Annotated in this window: 22 protein-coding genes; 8 read left to right on the top strand and 14 right to left on the bottom strand. The window is 29.0% G+C overall.

Annotated features, from left to right (window positions below; translation table 11 throughout):
• Positions 1-62: 62 nt before the first annotated feature.
• A complete protein-coding gene (locus MAEO_RS04450; protein ID WP_011973598.1) occupies positions 63-1,433 on the top strand; it encodes an SLC13 family permease in 1,371 nt (456 codons plus the stop codon).
• A gap of 35 nt (positions 1,434-1,468) precedes the next feature.
• On the opposite strand, the gene bioD is transcribed toward MAEO_RS04450, so the two are convergent.
• The 10 genes from bioD to MAEO_RS04400 all read right to left on the bottom strand — a co-directional run bounded on the left by bioD (position 1,469) and on the right by MAEO_RS04400 (position 9,702).
• A complete protein-coding gene (bioD, locus tag MAEO_RS04445; RefSeq protein WP_011973597.1) occupies positions 1,469-2,107 on the bottom strand; it encodes a dethiobiotin synthase in 639 nt (212 codons plus the stop codon).
• 15 nt (positions 2,108-2,122) lie between these two features.
• A complete protein-coding gene (gene priS, locus MAEO_RS04440) occupies positions 2,123-3,217 on the bottom strand; it encodes a DNA primase catalytic subunit PriS (RefSeq protein ID WP_011973596.1) in 1,095 nt (364 codons plus the stop codon).
• On the bottom strand, positions 3,210-3,656 hold the full coding sequence (locus MAEO_RS04435) for a DUF1890 domain-containing protein (RefSeq protein WP_011973595.1): 447 nt from the start codon (positions 3,654-3,656) through the stop codon (positions 3,210-3,212). Before MAEO_RS04435 ends, priS begins: the two co-directional genes overlap by 8 nt.
• 8 nt (positions 3,657-3,664) lie before the next feature.
• Positions 3,665-4,006: a DUF1894 domain-containing protein gene (locus MAEO_RS04430; protein ID WP_011973594.1), complete on the bottom strand. Its 342-nt coding sequence runs from the start codon at positions 4,004-4,006 to the stop codon at positions 3,665-3,667.
• A 30-nt stretch (positions 4,007-4,036) separates the two neighbouring features.
• The gene (locus MAEO_RS04425) at positions 4,037-4,420 is read right to left on the bottom strand and encodes a class III signal peptide-containing protein (RefSeq protein WP_011973593.1); all 384 of its coding nucleotides are present in this window, start codon (positions 4,418-4,420) and stop codon (positions 4,037-4,039) included.
• 94 nt (positions 4,421-4,514) lie between these two features.
• Positions 4,515-6,473 carry a tRNA guanosine(15) transglycosylase TgtA gene (tgtA, locus tag MAEO_RS04420; RefSeq protein WP_011973592.1) on the bottom strand — a complete coding sequence of 653 codons (1,959 nt, stop codon included), beginning with the start codon at positions 6,471-6,473 and terminating at the stop codon, positions 4,515-4,517.
• 301 nt (positions 6,474-6,774) lie between these two features.
• Positions 6,775-7,923: a hypothetical protein gene (locus MAEO_RS04415; protein WP_011973591.1), complete on the bottom strand. Its 1,149-nt coding sequence runs from the start codon at positions 7,921-7,923 to the stop codon at positions 6,775-6,777.
• A gap of 109 nt (positions 7,924-8,032) precedes the next feature.
• The gene (locus tag MAEO_RS04410) at positions 8,033-8,335 is read right to left on the bottom strand and encodes an FUN14 domain-containing protein (RefSeq protein WP_011973590.1); all 303 of its coding nucleotides are present in this window, start codon (positions 8,333-8,335) and stop codon (positions 8,033-8,035) included.
• 55 nt (positions 8,336-8,390) lie between these two features.
• Positions 8,391-9,002 (bottom strand): hypothetical protein, encoded by a 612-nt coding sequence (locus MAEO_RS04405; protein WP_011973589.1) that lies wholly within the window; start codon positions 9,000-9,002, stop codon positions 8,391-8,393.
• Between the two features lie 79 nt (positions 9,003-9,081).
• Entirely contained in the window at positions 9,082-9,702 is a 621-nt protein-coding gene (locus MAEO_RS04400; RefSeq protein ID WP_011973588.1) for a cobalt-precorrin-7 (C(5))-methyltransferase, read from the bottom strand.
• Positions 9,703-10,100: 398 nt separating this feature from the next.
• Between MAEO_RS04400 and mobB the strand changes: the two genes are divergently transcribed.
• From mobB to MAEO_RS04375, 5 genes are all read left to right on the top strand, one after another.
• On the top strand, positions 10,101-10,811 hold the full coding sequence (gene mobB, locus MAEO_RS04395) for a molybdopterin-guanine dinucleotide biosynthesis protein B (protein WP_011973587.1): 711 nt from the start codon (positions 10,101-10,103) through the stop codon (positions 10,809-10,811).
• Positions 10,812-10,959: 148 nt separating this feature from the next.
• On the top strand, positions 10,960-11,247 hold the full coding sequence (locus MAEO_RS04390; RefSeq protein WP_011973586.1) for an ArsR/SmtB family transcription factor: 288 nt from the start codon (positions 10,960-10,962) through the stop codon (positions 11,245-11,247).
• Between the two features lie 244 nt (positions 11,248-11,491).
• Positions 11,492-12,595: an OBG GTPase family GTP-binding protein gene (locus MAEO_RS04385; protein WP_011973585.1), complete on the top strand. Its 1,104-nt coding sequence runs from the start codon at positions 11,492-11,494 to the stop codon at positions 12,593-12,595.
• Between the two features lie 59 nt (positions 12,596-12,654).
• The gene (gene map / locus MAEO_RS04380; RefSeq protein ID WP_011973584.1) at positions 12,655-13,542 is read left to right on the top strand and encodes a type II methionyl aminopeptidase; all 888 of its coding nucleotides are present in this window, start codon (positions 12,655-12,657) and stop codon (positions 13,540-13,542) included.
• Positions 13,543-13,597: 55 nt separating this feature from the next.
• On the top strand, positions 13,598-14,164 hold the full coding sequence (locus MAEO_RS04375; RefSeq protein ID WP_011973583.1) for a GMP synthase subunit A: 567 nt from the start codon (positions 13,598-13,600) through the stop codon (positions 14,162-14,164).
• Positions 14,165-14,184: 20 nt separating this feature from the next.
• Here MAEO_RS04375 and MAEO_RS04370 read toward each other — a convergent pair whose 3' ends face one another.
• The gene (locus tag MAEO_RS04370; RefSeq protein ID WP_011973582.1) at positions 14,185-14,757 is read right to left on the bottom strand and encodes a DUF447 domain-containing protein; all 573 of its coding nucleotides are present in this window, start codon (positions 14,755-14,757) and stop codon (positions 14,185-14,187) included.
• A gap of 122 nt (positions 14,758-14,879) precedes the next feature.
• Between MAEO_RS04370 and MAEO_RS04365 the strand changes: the two genes are divergently transcribed.
• Positions 14,880-16,052: a hypothetical protein gene (locus tag MAEO_RS04365; RefSeq protein WP_011973581.1), complete on the top strand. Its 1,173-nt coding sequence runs from the start codon at positions 14,880-14,882 to the stop codon at positions 16,050-16,052.
• On the opposite strand, the gene MAEO_RS04360 is transcribed toward MAEO_RS04365, so the two are convergent.
• A complete protein-coding gene (locus MAEO_RS04360) occupies positions 16,047-16,289 on the bottom strand; it encodes a 4Fe-4S dicluster domain-containing protein (protein WP_011973580.1) in 243 nt (80 codons plus the stop codon). The genes MAEO_RS04365 and MAEO_RS04360 overlap by 6 nt on opposite strands.
• A gap of 86 nt (positions 16,290-16,375) precedes the next feature.
• Between MAEO_RS04360 and MAEO_RS04355 the strand changes: the two genes are divergently transcribed.
• Positions 16,376-16,798, top strand: coding sequence for an Lrp/AsnC family transcriptional regulator (locus MAEO_RS04355; protein ID WP_011973579.1), 423 nt, complete (start codon positions 16,376-16,378; stop codon positions 16,796-16,798).
• Positions 16,799-16,886: 88 nt separating this feature from the next.
• Here MAEO_RS04355 and MAEO_RS04350 read toward each other — a convergent pair whose 3' ends face one another.
• Positions 16,887-18,569: an ATP-dependent DNA ligase gene (locus tag MAEO_RS04350; RefSeq protein ID WP_048062490.1), complete on the bottom strand. Its 1,683-nt coding sequence runs from the start codon at positions 18,567-18,569 to the stop codon at positions 16,887-16,889.
• A gap of 228 nt (positions 18,570-18,797) precedes the next feature.
• The gene (gene hisD, locus MAEO_RS04345) at positions 18,798-20,078 is read right to left on the bottom strand and encodes a histidinol dehydrogenase (RefSeq protein WP_011973577.1); all 1,281 of its coding nucleotides are present in this window, start codon (positions 20,076-20,078) and stop codon (positions 18,798-18,800) included.
• Positions 20,079-20,083: the final 5 nt, after the last annotated feature.

The following is a 20,083-nucleotide window of genomic DNA, read 5'->3' as shown; positions in this document are numbered from 1 at the left end:
GTTTTAGGGGATTTATAATTCTATACGCCATAAATTACCATAATTGATACAAGGGGTGCAGAGTGTTAAAGAAAATAGATAATATCATAGTTTTATTTTTCAGTTTATTACTTATGATGTTAATATTGATGTTCTTCCCCGCAGATGAAGGAGTAAAAAAGGGATTATCCATATTATTGTTTATATCTATTCTGTGGATATCCGAGGCGTTTCCACTGTCCGTATCGGCATTATTTATTCCAGTATTTGCAGTTATTTTTGGAATCTTTGATGTAAAAGATGCCTTCAAATCATTTGCACATCCTATTATATTTTTATTTTTGGGAGGATTTGCCTTGGCATCTTCATTAAAAAAGCACGATATAGACAAAATAATTGCCTACAAGATTGTTAAATTGGGAAATGGAGATTTTAAAATCGCAAGCTTTTTAATTATGCTAACGGCCTATGTTCTCTCAATGTGGATAAGCAACACTTCGGCAACATTGATAATACTGCCTCTCGCACTTGGTTTACTATCTTATGAAGGTATGGATTTAAATGATAAAGATAAAGATGAACGAAACAAGATTAAAAACATTTATTCATTTCTTCTTTTGGGTGTTGCATACTCTGCAAACATTGGAGGGATTGCAACCATAATTGGTAGCCCCCCCAATGCCATAACAAGCAGTTCTTTAAATATGGGTTTTTCGGAGTGGTTTAAGGTGGGATTTCCGGTGAGCTTAATCCTAATGCCTGTAATTTATGCCATATTATATCTTTACTTTAAGCCAAATGTAAAGAATCATAAGATTAAGTTAAATAATGATTTTAAATATACAAATAAAACAATTTTAACATTTATTGTATTTTTATCAATTGCCATATTATGGATGATTAGCGGAAAAATTGCAAATTTAATTGGCGTAGGTAGCTATATGGATTCCATAATTGCCGTAATTGGTATAATTCTATTGTTTTCCTTAAAACTAATTGATTGGAAGGATTTGGATGACTCTACTGATTGGGGTGTGTTGATGCTTTTTGGAGGAGCTCTATCTTTAAGTAGTATAATATCCACAACTGGAACGGGAGAATTTATTGCAAATATTTTAATAAGTTTTATGAATGCCATTCCACTTTCAATGTTTATATTTGGAATAATTGTATTTTCCATGCTATTAACTAATGTTATGAGCAATACGGGAGTTGCAAGCGTTTTAATGCCTGTTTTAGTAGCCGCCGCAATGGAACTGAATATAAGTCCAGAATTAATTGCATTACCTGTGGGTATTGCCGTATCCTGTGCATATATGCTCCCAGTAGGAACTCCTCCAAATGCCATAGTTTTTGCAGAGGGGCATTTAAGTGAAAAGGATATGATAAAAGTAGGTTTTATATTGTCGTTGGTATCATCTATTATTATTGCAGGATATTTTTTATTGCTCTAATAACAAACATATTGAGGACATTCCCTAAAAAAATTCTATCCAATTATTTTATCAAAATTAATGTTATATTCATTTTCATTTTTAACAATTCCAATAATTTCCACATTTCCGCATCTATTTATCGTTTCAAAAGTTTTTTCGTAATGTAAAACAGTATCCAGCTCATTAATACAGTTTATTATAACTCCTTTTACCAATATTCCTTTATTTCTTAAATGTTCAATTGTTAAAAGGGTATGGTTTATAGTCCCTAAATCAGGTCTTGATACTATTATGGCAGGAGCTCCCAAATAAACAATCAAATCAGACATCAAAAAGCTATTGTATTTTATTGGAACTGCCACCCCCCCAGCACCTTCAATAATCAAAAAATCATATTTATTTTTTAATAAATCAAAAGATTTTTTTATTTCTACTAAATCTATTGGTTTATTTTCTATTTCAGCGGCAATATTCGGAGATAATGGGTTTTTTAAATTCACTGGATTTAATATATTTAAATTCTCATCTAAATTTAAAGCCTCTTTTAAGGTTGCCGTATCCTCGATACCTCCCGATTCTATTGGTTTTAAATATCCTGTGTTTATATTTTCTTTGTATTTTAAGTGTTTTCCGATTATTTTAGAAACAAAGGTTTTTCCTACTCCTGTGTCAGTTCCCGTTATAAATATCATTTTATCACATTATATTTATTGTATATTTTTAACTTCCATATCTATATTATGCCCAAATAAAAATAATAAATAACTTGGCGGTATTTCTGTATTTTTATGGTTGTAGGTTTCCCCATTTATGGTTAAATCGTCTAATTTTTGATTTATTTTTACGACATAATATTTTTCATATTTTTTATGGAATTTAGAAAAAACCGCATGATTTAATGGATTAAAAACTTCCAAAGAATGATATTTTATTTCTTTAACCATAAAACCAGTATAACCATGCAATGACCCAATAGTTCTCAATAATCTAATATCATCTTCCATTACTTTTTCATCTAATTCCAACCTATTTTTAGTATAATTTATCCTATCCATTATTTTATTGGCATTACTTTTTTTATCAATAATGGCCTTCCAATTAGGATTTTTTTCAAATTGTTTTGTTCCCAATTTGGGGGTTTTCTCTTTAAATTGTTTTAATATTCTTCTTCTCCAACCACTACCTACGATATTTAAATTTAAATTTTTTCCGAGTATATATTCTATAAAATATCTTCTTTGATATCTACTCCAATGCTCTATTGTGTTTTTTATTTCTTCATCTGTTGGATTAAGATATATATGGTACCCCCTATTTCCAGAGAAAACAATTCTTAAATCTTTTGGAGACAAACCAAAATCAGGTATTAAAAACTCGTCAATTAATATATGGGTTTGGTTTTTTGCCTCCTCTAAACAGTGCTCACATATCCAACCTTCATCTTTGTGGGTGCATCGTTTTGTCATATGGACATCAATATCAAAGGCTATTTCTCTTTTTATCAATCTTTTTTGAGACGCCCCTCCTTTTTTTTCAGGGAGCTCCGTGTATGTTAAAGATTTATATAAATGAAATGGGGATTTTTTTAAAACCCATTTTTTATAGTCCATTTCATTATTAAAAACAATATTTCTATCATCTACTTTTTTTAAATATCCATATCCAATTTCTCTATATTGTATATCTGCTGGAACTTCTAACCATTTTCTTTTAATGGAATATTCAAAATATTGACGATATAATTTTTTTATTTCATTAAATAATGGATTTATCTCTTCTATGTTTATATTTTCATTAAACATATTCCTCAACAATCTTTTTTAATTTTACAATTACTGGGGTTGGGTTGTGGAATGCTTTGGCAGTTTGACATGGTATTTCTTCATCCATTAAATCCTCTATTAATTCATTGTTAATATTTTTTCCAAATACCATTGCAACAGTTTTTGCATCATATACTGATTTATATGTGATTATATAATTAACAGCAGCATCATTATGTGCCATTCCAATTATTAAATCTACTGGAAACTTATTTTTTAATCCTCCATCTATGCTTTGGGCCCCTACATCCTTTAAATAATATTTTTCAGGATCAGCCGATTCAATCAATTTTAAAGCCGCAGGATTTGCGGAAATTACAACTTCGCAACCTTTCTCTTTTAACATATTAATAAGGGAAATACAGGAAGGAATTAATACGGGGGGCTCAGGACAGCCCAATAATATCATAACTCTCAAAATACCACCTACCAAAATTTTAATTTAGATATCATACTTTTATTTTTGCTATCGGAATTTTCTTCTTCTTTTTTATTTTTTTTATTTTTTGTTTCGCTTTCAATATATTCCTCCAACGGCACCTTTAAAACATAGCTACCATGACAAGGTTTTGTATATGGGAATATTATGTAGTCTTCTTCATACGCCACAGGTATTGGTGGCTTTCCTATTAGCATTACTCCTTCTATCACTTCATCGCCTGCTTGGAGCTCCCTGATACTTTTATAGTTATCTTTAATATATTTTGCACATTCTTTAAACGAGCCTTTTAATATTATATTATAACTGTAATTGTCGATACACGCCATATTATCCCCTAATTTAAATAATCTTAAAAATTAATCTACATAATATATATTTATTTTATATTTTGAATAATTTATATTTTGGTCATTATATATTGTGGAATTTATAAAATTTTTAGTATATAGATTTACGGAACTACCATTTCTTATATATATGCTAATGTTGGTTTTATTTTCATTATATGACATACCTAAATAGGATATTGGATATTTTACATATGTGCCATTAACTCTTGAATTTACAAAACTAACGGCTTTCGTCACTCCAACTTCTATTTTATTTATTGTTTTATCTTCTTCGTCAAAATTATCATTTAAAAAGTTATATATGGATACCACTGAAAGTAATACTATGACAAGCAATACCATTGAAAATTCAAGGGATGTTTGACCTTTTTTATTTTTTAGTAGATTCATAATCTCCCGCCAATATGCATCAATAGTTCAAAAAATTAACAAAAATTAAATATGTAATATTAGATTTATATGATATATATTATATACGGTTGCATCATTTAAATCCACTTCTTACACTAACAGCAGCACCATAATTAAATTCCCCTAATTCTTTACCATTTAATAATGTTGTTCCATAGGCAAGTAATTCATCATTTTCATTTACAATAATTACTTCCTCATAAGGCCTTAATTCCTTATCGCAGTTTATTACAAATTTAGAAAATACGGATTTTCCATCTCTTGCAAATTCCTCAACTTCGCTATCAATTACAACCCTATATTTTGGAAATGGTAATTTTTCATGAATTAATTTTGCCCCCTCTTTTGCAGGAATTAATAAATTATCATTTGAACGAAGTGTAAATAATACTTCTTTGTTGTTTCCATCTGTTGGTATAAGGACATTTCTAATTCTATTTGTTTTTTTACTTCTTTTTATTATTAATTTTTTTAATTCCTCATCATTTAATTTAAATCCATATTGATATTGAATCATATTGTTTATTCTGATGGCGTCACTACCTACTTTATTTTTGTTGGCGTTGGAAGTATAATGATTTATATAGTAATTATATGAAGTTATATCCATTATTTTATCTTTGTTATTTTGTTTAAATTCCTCAACAAACTCATTGTTATGTATTTTTTCATAACAATATAACTTTGGATTATCGCATTGGGACAGTGGATAAACTGTATCAATTGATAAAGGCACTAATCCAAATAAATCATCTTTAATAAGGACCAGTGCATCGCTATCCATCATATTTGTATTTTCGCTGTATGGTCTATTAATATCGTTCGATATTGTTGTAATATATATATTGTCTGATTTTATTCTTTCTAATCGTTTTTTATGCCTTATAATTTCTGGACGATATAAACTTTCATATCCTCCGTAAAAGAAGGCAGATTTTTTTGTAATGGGGTCGAATTCTTCGATAAATTCATTATATTCTAATGCTTTTCTATATGCCTCCAATAATTTTGGATGTGCCCTACATCTTTCCTCTACAAGCTCCCATAAATTACCGTCTTTAATTGCCTGTTTAATTCTGTTAATTTCCTCAAATGTAATGTATAAATTGTGTTCGGCTAATAATTCAGTTCTTTTGCGTTTTTCCATTTTTGCCAATTCCTTTGGAGTATATTCAATACATACAGGACATGAACATGGGAATTTTTCTAAATCTTTTAAATCCTCTAAATGAAGGGTGCCTGATTCTGTTAAATATCGTCCATCTTTTGCATATAATGCATAAGCAGCACTGTCAAATAAATCGCATCCTAATGCCACAGATAGGGCAAACATCATAGGATGTCCGCAACCAAACAAATGCACAGGTTTATTTGTAGGGAGCTCCTTTTTAGAATTTAATATTATTTCAATAACTTGAGCATAATCATAATTTTCCATTAATGGAACAACAGCCCCAATTGGATATATATCAAAATCCAATTCCTTCATTTTTTTAGCACTTTCCTGCCTTAAATCCATGTAGGTAGAACCTTGAATAGTTCCATTTAATAATAATTTATAATTTTTTTCATCTCTTAACTTTACAGATAATTCTGCTCTTCTAAGAGTTTCTTTTAATTCTTCTTCGGCCTGTTCTCTCTGTACATATGGTGCTGTTGGAATGTCCAATATTGTTCCAACATCTACGCCGATTTTTTCTTGAAATTCAATTATTTCTTCTGGTTCAACGGTAATTTCTCCATATACACTTAATTGGAATGAACCACTATCTGTAACTATTACCTTATCAAATCCTATTAAATTATGAATTCCTTTTTCTTCTGCTATTTTTTTTAATTCTGGATTGGTATTAATAATATATGAATTGGTTATAATTACGGATGCTAATTTTTCAATTTTTTCTATTGAAACAGTCTGTTTTTTTGGATTTGGATGAACAACAGGCATAATTGTTGGAGTTTCTATTATTTTTCCATTTATTTTTAATTTTCCGATTCTGCCCATGGCATCTCTGTGTTTTATTTCAAACATTATTTCACCGTTTTTTATATATGGTATGTTTTTAGTGGAATTATAAAATTAGATTTTGCTACTGCCCATGACCCCATATAAAAATCTTGAATGGATTTTTTGAGATTTTAAAAGTCAAATTCCGAAGGGGCGGTAAAAACCTAATTTTTACCTCTAATTGGTTTAATATGTTAATAATATGGCACTTTATATATTAATTTGTATGTTTGTCCAATCTAAAAAAATTATGATGTGTTCGAGAACTTTTTACATAATATAGTTGATATATCGAATGTAAGGAGCTCCTAAAAATTTAACCATATTAAAGTAATTTAATATATTCGTTAAGCGCCTCTCTTGATGTCCCTACAACAATTCTATTATAATTTTCGTTTTTGCTACTGACGGTTTCCAATTTTCCCCTTACTACTACGGTTTCCCCCTCAAATGCCTGACCTGCGTAGGTGTGGGTAAAAGAAGCTATTTCTTTTATGCTATTTGGATTTATTTTTTTATTTATTTTTTTATTTAATTCCAAATTGGTTATTTTTACATTTTCAATATTATATATTGCAGGATTGTCCAACATATATTTATCATTGGTTATTGTGCCTTCTATCTCAATAAATCCCATATTTTTATAAATATAATCTCCATAATTAATATTAATCTCATTCCATTCCCGCGTGGCAAGTAAATCAAACATTGTTCCATTTATTGCTCCCCTATTGTATTTTCTTTTTTCATGCCATACAAATTCTTCATAAGATAGGGTACCATCTTTTATCCTTTTATTGTATGCCTTTTTCCAAAATTCATCTGAAAGCGGTTTAATATTATATTTAATACTACTACTACCACTACTACTCCTACTACCACTATTGTTATCCTTATCATTATTTGCACAATATTTGTTAAGTTTCTCATCGAAAATAGATTTTAAAATTCCTCTCGCTTTTTTATGATTTTCCATTCCATATATCACAAAATCAATATCTGAATTAATATTGTTCAATTTTATAACTGTTGAACCAGAGACTCCCATACATCCATAATCCAATCCATTTTTATTTAGAATTTCGGCAATCTTTTTACATTTTATTTCAAATTCATTTGTTGGATTATTGATTATTTCTTTTAGTCTATTTTGGGGGGTCCGTATTTTTATTATTTTGCTTTTTGGAATCGCATGAAGTGTTATATCTTTTGTTTTATCGTGAAATAAATATTCTGGAAAATTGTCTTTTAAAATATCGTGCGTTTTTGAGGTGTCTGTTATTTTTATATATTGGTTATTTCGTATGTCCTGCCTATTTAAATCATATTTATTTATTATCTCCATTGCATTATCCACGGCATTTAAATTTAAATATCTTAAAAAAGCAAATATCCTATCTTTGGGATGCTCATAGGTATTCACTGCAAAAAATCCGATTTCTGTTTCTACAAAATCTCTTAATCTAACATTCATTGTTTATTCACCGACATATTTAACATACTAAAAATAAAAAAATATTAAAATTGGAATTTAAATTTGATATTTAATATATTATAAAATATATTATAAAAATAAAAAATAATTATCCTTTTTTAAAGCCTATTGCAAGTCCACCAGCAAATCCGGCTCCAAGTGATAATGAATGAATCAAACCTACCATTTGATTACCATAAGTTATTACGGAGCTCCCCATATTGCCCACCATGCCAAGTAATGCATCTTTGTTAATAGATATGACACCCAAGTTAGCAAGATATGCCAAACTTAAAAAATATAGACTTATAAGGGCTATTACTAATTTTATGGCTTTTTTTAGTCCCCAACCAATAACTACACCAGCTATTGCACCAGTTCCTAAATCGGGAACAAACTGCATAATATCCATTTTTTCACCCGAATTATAAATATAAATAATTAATATGGTTGATATGCAAACACGCCTAATTTTTAGAAATAAATTTTTCCAATGGGGCATCTAATGTTAAATGCACAATTGCAACATCTCCTTTATTTTCAATATTGGATTGTATTACTTTAACATCTTTAAGATTTAATGTATTGGCATCAATATTTATATCGCCGTAATTTTGAAATATTATGTCCATTTTTGTATATTTTCCTTCTGAACTCATACATATCACCCTATCATTAGTATATGCAATGGCATTACTATCGGACATATATTCTACCCATTTTGTATCTGGTTTTCCTACATATCCCGAATTTATATATATGCATCCATTTCCCGTAGTCATATTCATCTGATATGGTGTAAGATATGCTAAAAACCAGAACGGGGTTTTTATTGCAATTTCATTTGGAGAATGTATGTTGGAATATATCCCATCTATGCCATAGAATATATATGGGGAAAAATGTTTCCCGGAATTGTGGCTAATAACAATTGATGTGGCATTACTATCTACAAACATAAATTCAGGATATGGACTATTTTCAACAATTTCTTGTGGGCTATCCATACCATGATTAAACATAGTATATGAAATTGCTCCAATAATTATTATATATAATATTACTTTCCAGGGATTCAATATTTTCACCTGAGTTATACTATGGTTATTATTAATTAAGAAGGGGATTTTTCTAATAAAAATGACAGGATATAAATTTTTAATCAACTATGCATACTGAGAAATAAGATATGTCATTTTTACCATTCAATATATTATCAAAACTATCATATATTATTTTTTCGTTAGGATAGGTCAAACTTTCACAAATCCATATTTTTTTATTTGGATTTACTCCATTATCCAATAAATATTTTATATCTTTTTTAACATTACTTGGTAAAAATATTACTTTTTTATTATTTTTTATTAGATTTAACAGATTTTCCCTATTTTCCTCTTTACCGTGAAGTGTTAATATGGTGTAATCTTCCCATGATATTTTTATTTTTGATGCTGCAATTTGTATTGAGGATATTCCTGAAATTACCTCTATATCTTTTTTATCCACATAATTTAGTGCAGTTTTTAATAATCCACTAAAACAGGGGTCTCCTGACGATAATATTACAATATTAGAATAATTTTCCTTTTTATCAAGTAGTTCTTTTAATTCTTCTTTTAAATTTACTGTTAAAACGAATTTTGAACTATCTGCTATATCAAATAAATTTAATAACCTTTTGCTTCCAGCAATTATGTCAGCATTTTTCACTGTTTTTATCGCCTTTAATGTTAGGTAATCCTCGCTTCCTGGGCCAACTCCTACAATATATATCATAATCACACCTTTTTAGTTTTTTGCTATTGCCATATATTAATACCTACGAACCTACATTTATATCTATATATTTAGCCACTTATGTGAAATGTATGTATGTATTCATCTATTTATGTATGTGTGCATTTGCATTTATTTTCATATAATTAAAAAACTTTATATATTAAAATAATTAAATGAATATTATGTAATTATAGTATGTTCTAAAAATATGTGTTTTTTAAATATCCAAAAATAATAGTAATTTCAATGTAATTTAAAGGATATTTATTGTGGGTTCTATCCCATTGTAAAAGTCCCTGAACATACCATACTATATTTTTTTATTAAATAAATATTTTTAAAATGTGGTTTGTAAATACTACAAATTATTATATTATAATTTAAACTGTGATGTTATGAGAGCTATTGGTGTAATCGGTTTTAAAAAATCTGGAAAAACTACCATTATCCGCGAAATACTAAAAAAATTAATGGATAAAAATGTTAAGGTGGCCACAATAAAACATAGTTTTGAAAATGCCGAAATAGATAAAAAAGATACCGATTCTTATTTATTTAAAGAATATGCCGAAGTTTCCGTTCTATCGACAGATGATAAAACTGCATTTTATTATAATGGAATGAGTCTTCACGAGATATTATCTAAATTGGAGTTAGAATACGAATATGTTATAATTGAAGGATTTAAAGAACAATTAAAGGAACTAAATATCCCAAAAATAGCCATGATAAAAGATGATGAAGGTTTAGAATTGGTGGATTCCCATACAATTCTTGCTATAAATGATTATCAATATGATATTGACGAAATTATGCAATTGGTGGCCGAAAAAAGCATTATTCCATCATATAATTTAAATTGTGGGCACTGTGGATTTAACTGTAAATTATTTGTAGAGGAAGTAATTAAAAATAATATAAAATGGAATGCCTGTGTTATGCAAAGCGGAGTTAAATTAAATGTCAATGGAAAAACTATACCGATGAATCCATTTGTGGCCAACATAATTAAAAATGTTCTAAAAGGAGTGGTCGAATCTTTAAAAGATACGGGAGCTCCCAAAAACATATCAATATCCATTGCAGATATTGATAAAGTTAAATAATTATGCATGATGATAATTATATATACTAATTAAGATATACATTAATTATAAATATAACATAATATATAGGTATGAATTCCAAAAGCTCAGACAATATATAACATATTGTGACAACTATTAAATAATTAAATAAATTAAGGAGATAAAAATGATTGCAAATGAAACAAAATTCGAAAATATGGCAGAAATGTTCAAGGCATTCTCAGACCCAACTAGATTAATGATTTTAAAATTATTAAGTGAAAACGAGAGTATGTGTGTGTGTAACATTATAGATGAGTTAAAAAAACCGCAACCAACAATATCTCATCACTTAAACATTTTGAAAAAGTCGGGTATAATTAAGGCGCGGAAGGAAGGAACTTGGAATCATTATTTTATAGTAAATCCAAAAGTTGGAGATATAATAGATACTATGGATGAAATGGCTAAATAATTTATTATATAATTTATATAATGTGGCATATAATGATATAATAATATATAAATTTCATAAAATTTCTTTTTTTTCAATTTTTAATCATAATATAATTGCATTATTTGAACAAAAACCTAACGGTTTTTGTAGCTCTTCGTTCGCTTCGCTCACTCCGATAAATCTAATTTTTATATTGTGCGTATATATTATTATATATTATAATCATACAAAATTTACATAATTATTTATTTGGTGAAATTAAATGGGAATTCAGGAAGATATTAGGCATATAGAGGAAGAATTAAAGAAAACACAATATAACAAGGCAACTCAAAAGCATGTTGGGATATTGAAGGCGAAACTTGCAAAATTAAGAGATGCTCAAAGTGCTCCAAAATCAGGGAGCTCCGGGCCCTCTTATGCTGTGAGAAAAACAGGAGATGCCACAGTGGCATTTGTTGGATTTCCATCTGTGGGAAAATCTACGCTGTTAAATACCATTACAAATGCTAATTCAGAAGTTGGAGCTTATGCCTTTACCACACTTACAATTATCCCGGGATTATTGGAATATAAAGGGGCAAAAATTCAAGTATTGGATGCACCGGGAATTATTACGGGGGCATCTTTTGGTAGGGGAAGAGGTAGCGAGGTTTTAGCAGCAATTAGGAGCGTAGATTTGGCCATGATTGTTGTTGATGTATTTTCTCCGGAACATATTCCGGTAATCGAGAGAGAATTATATAATGTAGGTATAAGATTAGACCAAAATCCACCCGATGTAAAAATTGTAAAAAAGGACAGGGGCGGAGTTAATATCAATACAACAATTCCACTTACCAAAATAGACGAAGATACAATTAAAGCCATACTTAACGAACACAAAATACACAATGCAGACCTTGTAATAAGGGATGACATCACAGCAGACCAGTTTATTGATGTAGTTAGTGGAAATAGAGAATATATTCCATCACTTGTGATAGTAAATAAAATAGATTTGGCAGAGCCCGAACATATAGAAAAAATTGAAGAAGTTTTAAAAGATAGGGCACATATTTTAGTATCAGGTTATAAAAATATTAATATTGAAGAATTAAAAGACCAGATTTTTAATACTCTTGGATTTATGAAGCTTTATTTGAGGCCCCAAGGTGGAAAGGCTGATATGAAAGACCCGTTAATAGTTTTAAAGAACTCCACCGTAGAAGATGTATGTAATAGATTGCATCGGGATTTTGTAAAGAATTTCAGATATGCTCAAATTTGGGGAAAATCGGCAAAACACCCCGGGCAAAGAGTGGGACTTAATCATGTGTTGGAAGATGAAGATATACTAACAATTGTTATTAAAAGAACTAATTAAAATAATAAATAAAAATATAGGAGCTCCTTGGAGCTCCAATTAATTTTAATGATGATAAAATGACCAATGAAGAAATATATAATAAATTAAAAAAAGCTGGAGAAATTCATAAAATCGTTATGGAGGAAGGTATTAAATTAATAAAAAAAGATGCCAAATTATATGATGTTGCGGAGCATGTTGAAAATAGAACAAAGGAATTAGGTGGAGAAATAGCATTTCCATGCAATATTTCTATAAACGATATTGCAGCACATTATACTCCATATTATGGGGATAAATCCGTATTTTCTGAAAATGACATCATAAAGCTTGATGTTGGAGTTCATGTAGATGGATATATTGCAGATGGTGCTAAAACTGTTGATTTATCCAACTCATACAAGGATTTAGTAAAGGCGTCGGAAGATGCCTTAAAAACTGTAATAAATGAGGTAGAACCACCGATGAATGTGGGGGAAATGGGAAAAATAATAAAAGAAGTAATTAACAGCTATGGGTATAAACCAATATCCAACCTTTCAGGGCATGTTATGGGGCAATATGATTTACATTCTGGAATATGCGTTCCAAATGTGCCAGAAAATACAAAATATACAATTGATGTTGGGGATATTGTAGCAATCGAGCCATTTGCCACAGATGGGCATGGTCAGGTAATAGATGGAAAAGAAAAATATATATACAAATACATAGCTCCGCGACCTGTTAGGCTTCCATCTGCTCGAAAATTGTTGGGAATTATTGAAAAAAATCATGCATATTTGCCATTTGCAGAAAGATGGTTTTCAAAAATTCCAAAACATACCATGGCACTTAGAACCCTTATGAATTCAGGCTGTATTTATGGTTATCCTACACTTATTGACAGAGGTGGCGGAATGGTAAGTCAGGCAGAGCACACAATTTATATTGGAGAAGATAAAATAGAAATAATTACAAAATAAAAGGAATATATAAGAATATATGCAGAATATAATACAAATATAAGTTGGTGATTATATGATTGTAATTCTTAACAATGGCGGTCAATATGTCCATAGAATTCACAGAAGTTTAAGATATTTAAAAATACCTTCAAAAATAATTCCAAACAGCACACCATTGGCGGAAATTGAAGAAAATAAAGAAATAAAAGGAATTATATTAAGCGGGGGTCCAGATATCGAAAAAGCAAGTAATTGTTTGGACATAGCTTTAAACTCAAAACTCCCAATATTGGGGATATGTTTGGGACATCAGATAATAGCAAAAGCATACGGCGGAGAAATAGGTAGGGCAGAATCTGAGGAATATGCCCATTCCAAAATATTTGTAAAAGAAGAAAATGATTTATTTAAAAATGTTCCAAAAGAATTTACAGCTTGGGCGTCTCATAAAGATGAAGTTGTAGGAGCTCCCCTTAATTTTGAAATATTGGCTTATTCTAATATTTGCGAAGTTGAGGCAATGAAACACAAAGAAAAACCAATTTATGGGGTTCAATTCCATCCAGAAGTATCTCATACGGAAAATGGGGCAGAAATATTAAAAAATTTCTGTAAAGTTTGTGGATTATTGGGGGAATAATATATATGCCATATTATCTTTTATTCTTTTAACATTTTTTCGGCTAATTCAATATGTTTTTCACTGCCTACTTTTTTAATGGTTTTAAAATAATAATTCATTTCATTTTTAAGTTTTAATTTTGTTTCATTATCTACGATATTTAATCGAGAATATAATACTGCCATTTCTACAATTAATCCATTGGCACGATTGTATGGCCCAATTTTTGGAGGATTTAGTTCTTTTTCTAATTCAATATTTCCGTTAATTATCATAAGATGGGAGTCCCCATATTTATCATTTAATTTTGTAATTTTGTAATTTTCTATTTTTACAAGCTGTATTTTATGGCTATTTAATAAATAGGGAGCTCCTTTTATATGTCCATAATCTTCTTTAATTCCATCGTCTAAAACAAATTTTGCTATTTCATATGGGGCAGTTATATTTATTACAAAATAATCGTTATTTTTTAAATTTTCGTAGGTGTGAGAACCTTCATAAAGATGAGCAACTACGGTTTTATCATTTTTATAATATACTCCTATGGGAGCTCCGTTATTTTCATTAGTTTTACTATTTTTTGAGGTTATTACGACTTCATACTTCATATTATCTCCAAATTATATCGGTATAAATAAAATAAATTAAAAAGATTTTTATAAGTATATAAAAAATATAATACTTAAAATATATAATAAATTTTTAAATATGGGGCATATGGTGAGGATATATGAATGTAAATGATAATGAAATAATTAATTTATTTTCAAATATATTATTGTATTTGTTAAATAAAAATAAAATTATATTATATAAGGCTAATGATGGATTAATTGTTAAAATTAATGAAGAAAGTAAGGAGTATATATACATAGAAAATAAATATATTGATAATAATGAATTTAATAATTTAAAATCCAAAAACTCTGTATTTTATAAAATTGATTCTATTGACGAAATAATTGAATCTTTTGAAATATTACTTAGTGGTTGTGTATGCAATGAATCCTTTAAATATGTGGGGGCTTTGGAGGAGCTTAAAGATAAAATTAAACCCCATAAAGAACATGCTAAACTGAATAATAATTCCAAAAATAATAAAATTCCAGTTCCCCCCTTGAAAGGGGTTAGATTAATCGATTTTGCAAGCAATGATAAAAGAATAATATTATTAAGAGATTATCCAATAAATACAAGGCATCTTTATGAAGAACCTATGATAAATAATCTATCTAAAATATGGAGGGGGCATAAATTACATAAAAATTTTGTAATTATGGAAGTAAATAAAAAAGGGCACAATATAAAATGTGAATTTGATGGTGTAGGGGTAGTTGATGGTATATTGTGCATATTTGAAATAAAAAATAAAAATAAAACAGATTTGCCTCATTTTTTAGAACAAATTTATTTGCACTCAAAATATATTGTAGAATGGCTATTGAGGAATAAAATGGACATAAAATATATAGCACCAGTGGTATATTTTAGGGAGTCTCAAAATGTGATGCCACATAATACAAACAACGAATATGAATATATAAATCCAATATATTACAAAGATGTTTTAAATGAAGAACAACTTAAAATTAATAAATTGTATGAAATAGACTCTATAACCAGTGAAATAAATATAAATTCTTCATTGGATAGAGAAATAATAATATCAAAAACAATAGAAGAATCTGAGGAAGATAAAAAAATATTAAATGAAATTATGGATAATAATCCTTCATATCGAAATATAATGATAAAAGAAGAACAATATAATAAAATCAATGAAATAATAAAAGATAATAATAATTTATTTAATTCTGTTGAAGATTTTATTGATTTTGCATTTAACAATTCGTTTAATACAATTGAATTATTAAAAACCTTAGAAAATAATACTAAATTATAGTTTTATTTTTTCTTTGTTTTTATTTTCATTTTTTTCTTCTTCTTTACTTCTAACAATTATAGCATTTACTGGACATCTTCCAGTACATGCATAGCATTTAAAACAAAATTTTGTGTCATAGGCATAATATTTACCGTTTTTGTCTTTTTTAAATATTTTTCCAGCTTTTGGGCATACGGCATAGCATTTACCGCAACCTGTGCATTTATCCCTATCCACAATTACTTCTATTGTCATTTTAACACCCATATTTATATATTATATATTAGATATTATAATACCTACGAATAACATATATATAATTTACGAATAATTGTGATATTATGGACGAAAAAGATACAAAAATATTAAAAATATTAATGGAAGAAGGTAGAAAGCCATTTACGGAAATAGCCAAAGAATTGAATACTAGTGAGAGCTCCATAAGAAAAAGAATAAAAAAAATGGAATCTTGTGGAATTATCAAAGGATATAATGTGATAGTTGAACCAAATAAAATTGGATATGGTGTAGTTGCATTAACTGGTTTCGACACTATTCCCGAGGATTTTTTACATGTGGCAAATGAATTATGTAAATATGAAGAAGTTAAAAAAGTATATACTACCACAGGAGACCATATGATAATGACTGAAATATGGGCAAAGGATGGAAGAGAATTGTCCGAAATAATATTTAATAAAATTGGAAGAATTGAGGGTATAAAAAAAGTATGTCCTGCCATAATATTGGAGCAAATGAAATAATAAAATATATGATGGGAGCTCCCAAAAATTATTTAGTCAATCTTCGGTCTTTTTCATGAATTTATCTAATATAATTATTGAAGATTAATTATAAATTTCCTTTTCCTTTTTGAATATCAAATATTCTTTCAATATCCTCAATGGAATTTATGTCCTCAATGGATTTATCTGTCCTAATTCTTGCCACTCGTGGAAATCTAAGAGCATAACCACATTTGTATTTATCCGATTCTTGAATTTCCTCATAGGATATTTCTAAAACTATTTTAGGCTCTACAATGGCCTCGTCATTAATTACTTCAATTGTTATATTTTTTATTTGCTCTGTCAGGTTGTGGAGCTCCTCCTCGGTTAATCCACTTCCAACATGCCCAATGGTGTATAAATTATTTTCATAATCTTTTACGGCAATTTCAAAGGAACCATACCATTCTTTTCTTTTTCCCATTCCCATTTTGGCCTTTGTAATTACCACATCTAAACTTTCCAAAGTTGGTTTAAATTTATACATAGTTCTTACTCTGCTTCCGGGAGTATATATTGCATTTGGGTTTTTAATCATTACGCCTTCATGCCCTATGCTTAAACTCCATTCATAGAATTCTCTGGCTTTCTGTTCGTTGTCGGTGGTTAGTTTGTGGGATATATTTAATTTATTATGTTTGTTGGTTAGTATTTTCTCTAATATGCTTCTTCTTTCGATTAATGGTAACTCTATCAATGATTTATTGTTATAATAAAGAATATCAAATACATAAACCTTTAAATTTATTTCACTTTGTATGGAATCTATATTATATTTTCTTCTAAATCTCCGCAGTATGTCTTGGAAGGGTCTAGGTCTCCCGTTTTTATCCATTGCTACACATTCTCCTTCAATAATTAGGTTTTGAGCTTCAATATTTTTTACTTCTTCTACTATTTCGGGTATGGAGTTTGTTATGTCTTCTAATTTCCTGCTGTATATTTTTACTATATTATCTTTTTTATGAATTTGAACTCTTGCACCATCGTATTTGGTTTCAAATTGGGGAGCTCCCATTTCAATAATTGCATCATTTATGGAGCCAATGAGTTGAGCTAACATCGGTTTAATTGGCCTAAATATTTTTAATTGTAGTTCTTCATCATTATAAATATCGCATCGTTGTGCCAATTTTTCCGCCAATAGCCCAATATCATTAACTACGGCATATATTTTTTCCAAATTTTCTTTGGGTTGGTTGTAATATTTTGAAAAAGCCCCCAATATTGTTGGAATACTCATTCCTATTCTCATATCCTCTAAAATTAATCTTGCCAAATATCTTTGTTCTATTGGGGACGATTTTATAAGAATACTTGAAATATGCCTTATTTTCTTTTTTTGAGATTGTCCGCCTTCGATAGTCGATAATTTTTTCAATGTAGTATATACTTCTTCCAGCGTAGGGGGTGTTTGAAATAAAGAGGTCTGTTTTATATTATGCCCCAACTGTTCTAGGGCCGTTCCTATATCTCCTGTCTGGTTTATGGTGTTTTGTATCGTTTTTTTATTTATTCCCGTGGATATTATGGCATCGATTAATATGTTGGGTCCAATTCCTAATTCTTTATTTTCATGCTCTGCAAACACTCTCCCAACTGCAATTTGACATATTTTTTTTAAATCTTGTGGAGCTTTTTTATTTTCCACCATTTTAATTAATTCTATAAAATACTCCATTTTTTCCAATCTTTTTGTTGTGCTTTCTATTTTATAAAATATATCACATACTTCTTTAAACAATATTGCCATTTACTCACCGCTTTTAAAATATAGTAAGTTCAATAACCGTCCTTATTCGTCCTATTGTAAAAATTCCTCTGGAATTTTGAGGTCCCCCTGGGATTCAATAATCTCTGATTATTGCATATCGTAAAAACTCCTTCGGAGTTTTGAGAAATTATTAAATAAATATTAATATTTAAAATATTTAGAATATAAAAAAAGAAAAAATAATAAATTATTAATAAATTATTAAATTAATCTCTTTTTAATGGATTCAGCATGATTGTAAAGCCCTTCTGCCTCTGCTATGGTTATGGCTATATCGGATATATTTTTTAGTCCTTCTTTTGTAAATTCTTGCACCGTTGGCTTTTTTATAAATGTATCTACACTTAAACCAGAATACATTTTAGCACAACCACTAGTTGGTAAAACATGATTTGTTCCACTTGCATAATCTCCAACAGGAACAGGAGCATAACTTCCCAAAAAGATGCTTCCCGCATTTTTAATATATTTTAGTGTTTCCCTTGGATTTTCCGTAATTATTTCCAAATGTTCTGGTGCATATTCATTTGATAGGTTTATACAATCTTCCATACTTCCATAGATTATTGCACAATTATTTAGTGCTTTATTTATTATTTCCGTTCTTTTTGTAGCTTTATTATTTATGATTTCTACAATGTTATTTTTAATTTTTTCAGCATGTTCCTTAGATGTGGTGGTAATTATGCATGATGCGTTGGGGTCATGTTCCGCCTGAGCTATGAAATCCAAAGCCACAAATTTACTATTTGCCGTATTATCGCATAAAATTAAAACCTCAGAAGGTCCTGCTGGAAAATCTATTGAAGTATTTCCATAAACCATCATTTTGGCCGTAGTTACAAATACATTTCCTGGACCAACGATAATATCTACTTTTGGTATTGTTTCTGTTCCATAAGCCAAAGCTCCTATTGCATGGGCCCCTCCAACTTTATATATTTCGTCAGCTTTGGCTATATCTGATGCCACCAATGTAGCAGGAGCTCCCTTTGTTCCATCTGGTGGTGAGACTACAACTACTTTCTCCACTCCTGCCACTTTTGCAGGTGTTACGGTCATTAAAACCGTAGAAGGATAAAAAGCCCTACCTCCTGGGACATAACAACCAGCTTTTTCTATTGGCCTTATTATTTGCCCCGTTTTTATGCCGTTGTTTTCAATATCCCATTCTTTTAAGTTATCTAATTGAATTTTGTGGAATTCTATTATTCTTTCGTTTGCTTTTTCTAATGCCTCTATTATCTTATAATCTATTGAATTGTATGCCTCTTCGATTTCCTCGTTACTTATTCTAAAATTATCAATATTTGCTTTATCAAACTTTTCAGTGTAGTATTTTAAAGCACTATCTCCGTTATTTTTCACATTGTCCAATATTTCTTTAACGATTGGATAAACTTCCTCTATATTTGTTTTATTTCTGTTAAATATTATGTTTTGGTCAGATTCTGTTAAATTATTGATATTTTTAATAATCATTTTTT

The sequence above is a fragment of the Methanococcus aeolicus Nankai-3 genome, assembly GCF_000017185.1.
GTDB lineage: Archaea > AGJL01 > Methanococci > Methanococcales > Methanococcaceae > Methanofervidicoccus > Methanofervidicoccus aeolicus.
Note: the sequence above shows the minus strand (reverse complement) of the source record. Positions and strands in the feature narration are given on the sequence as shown.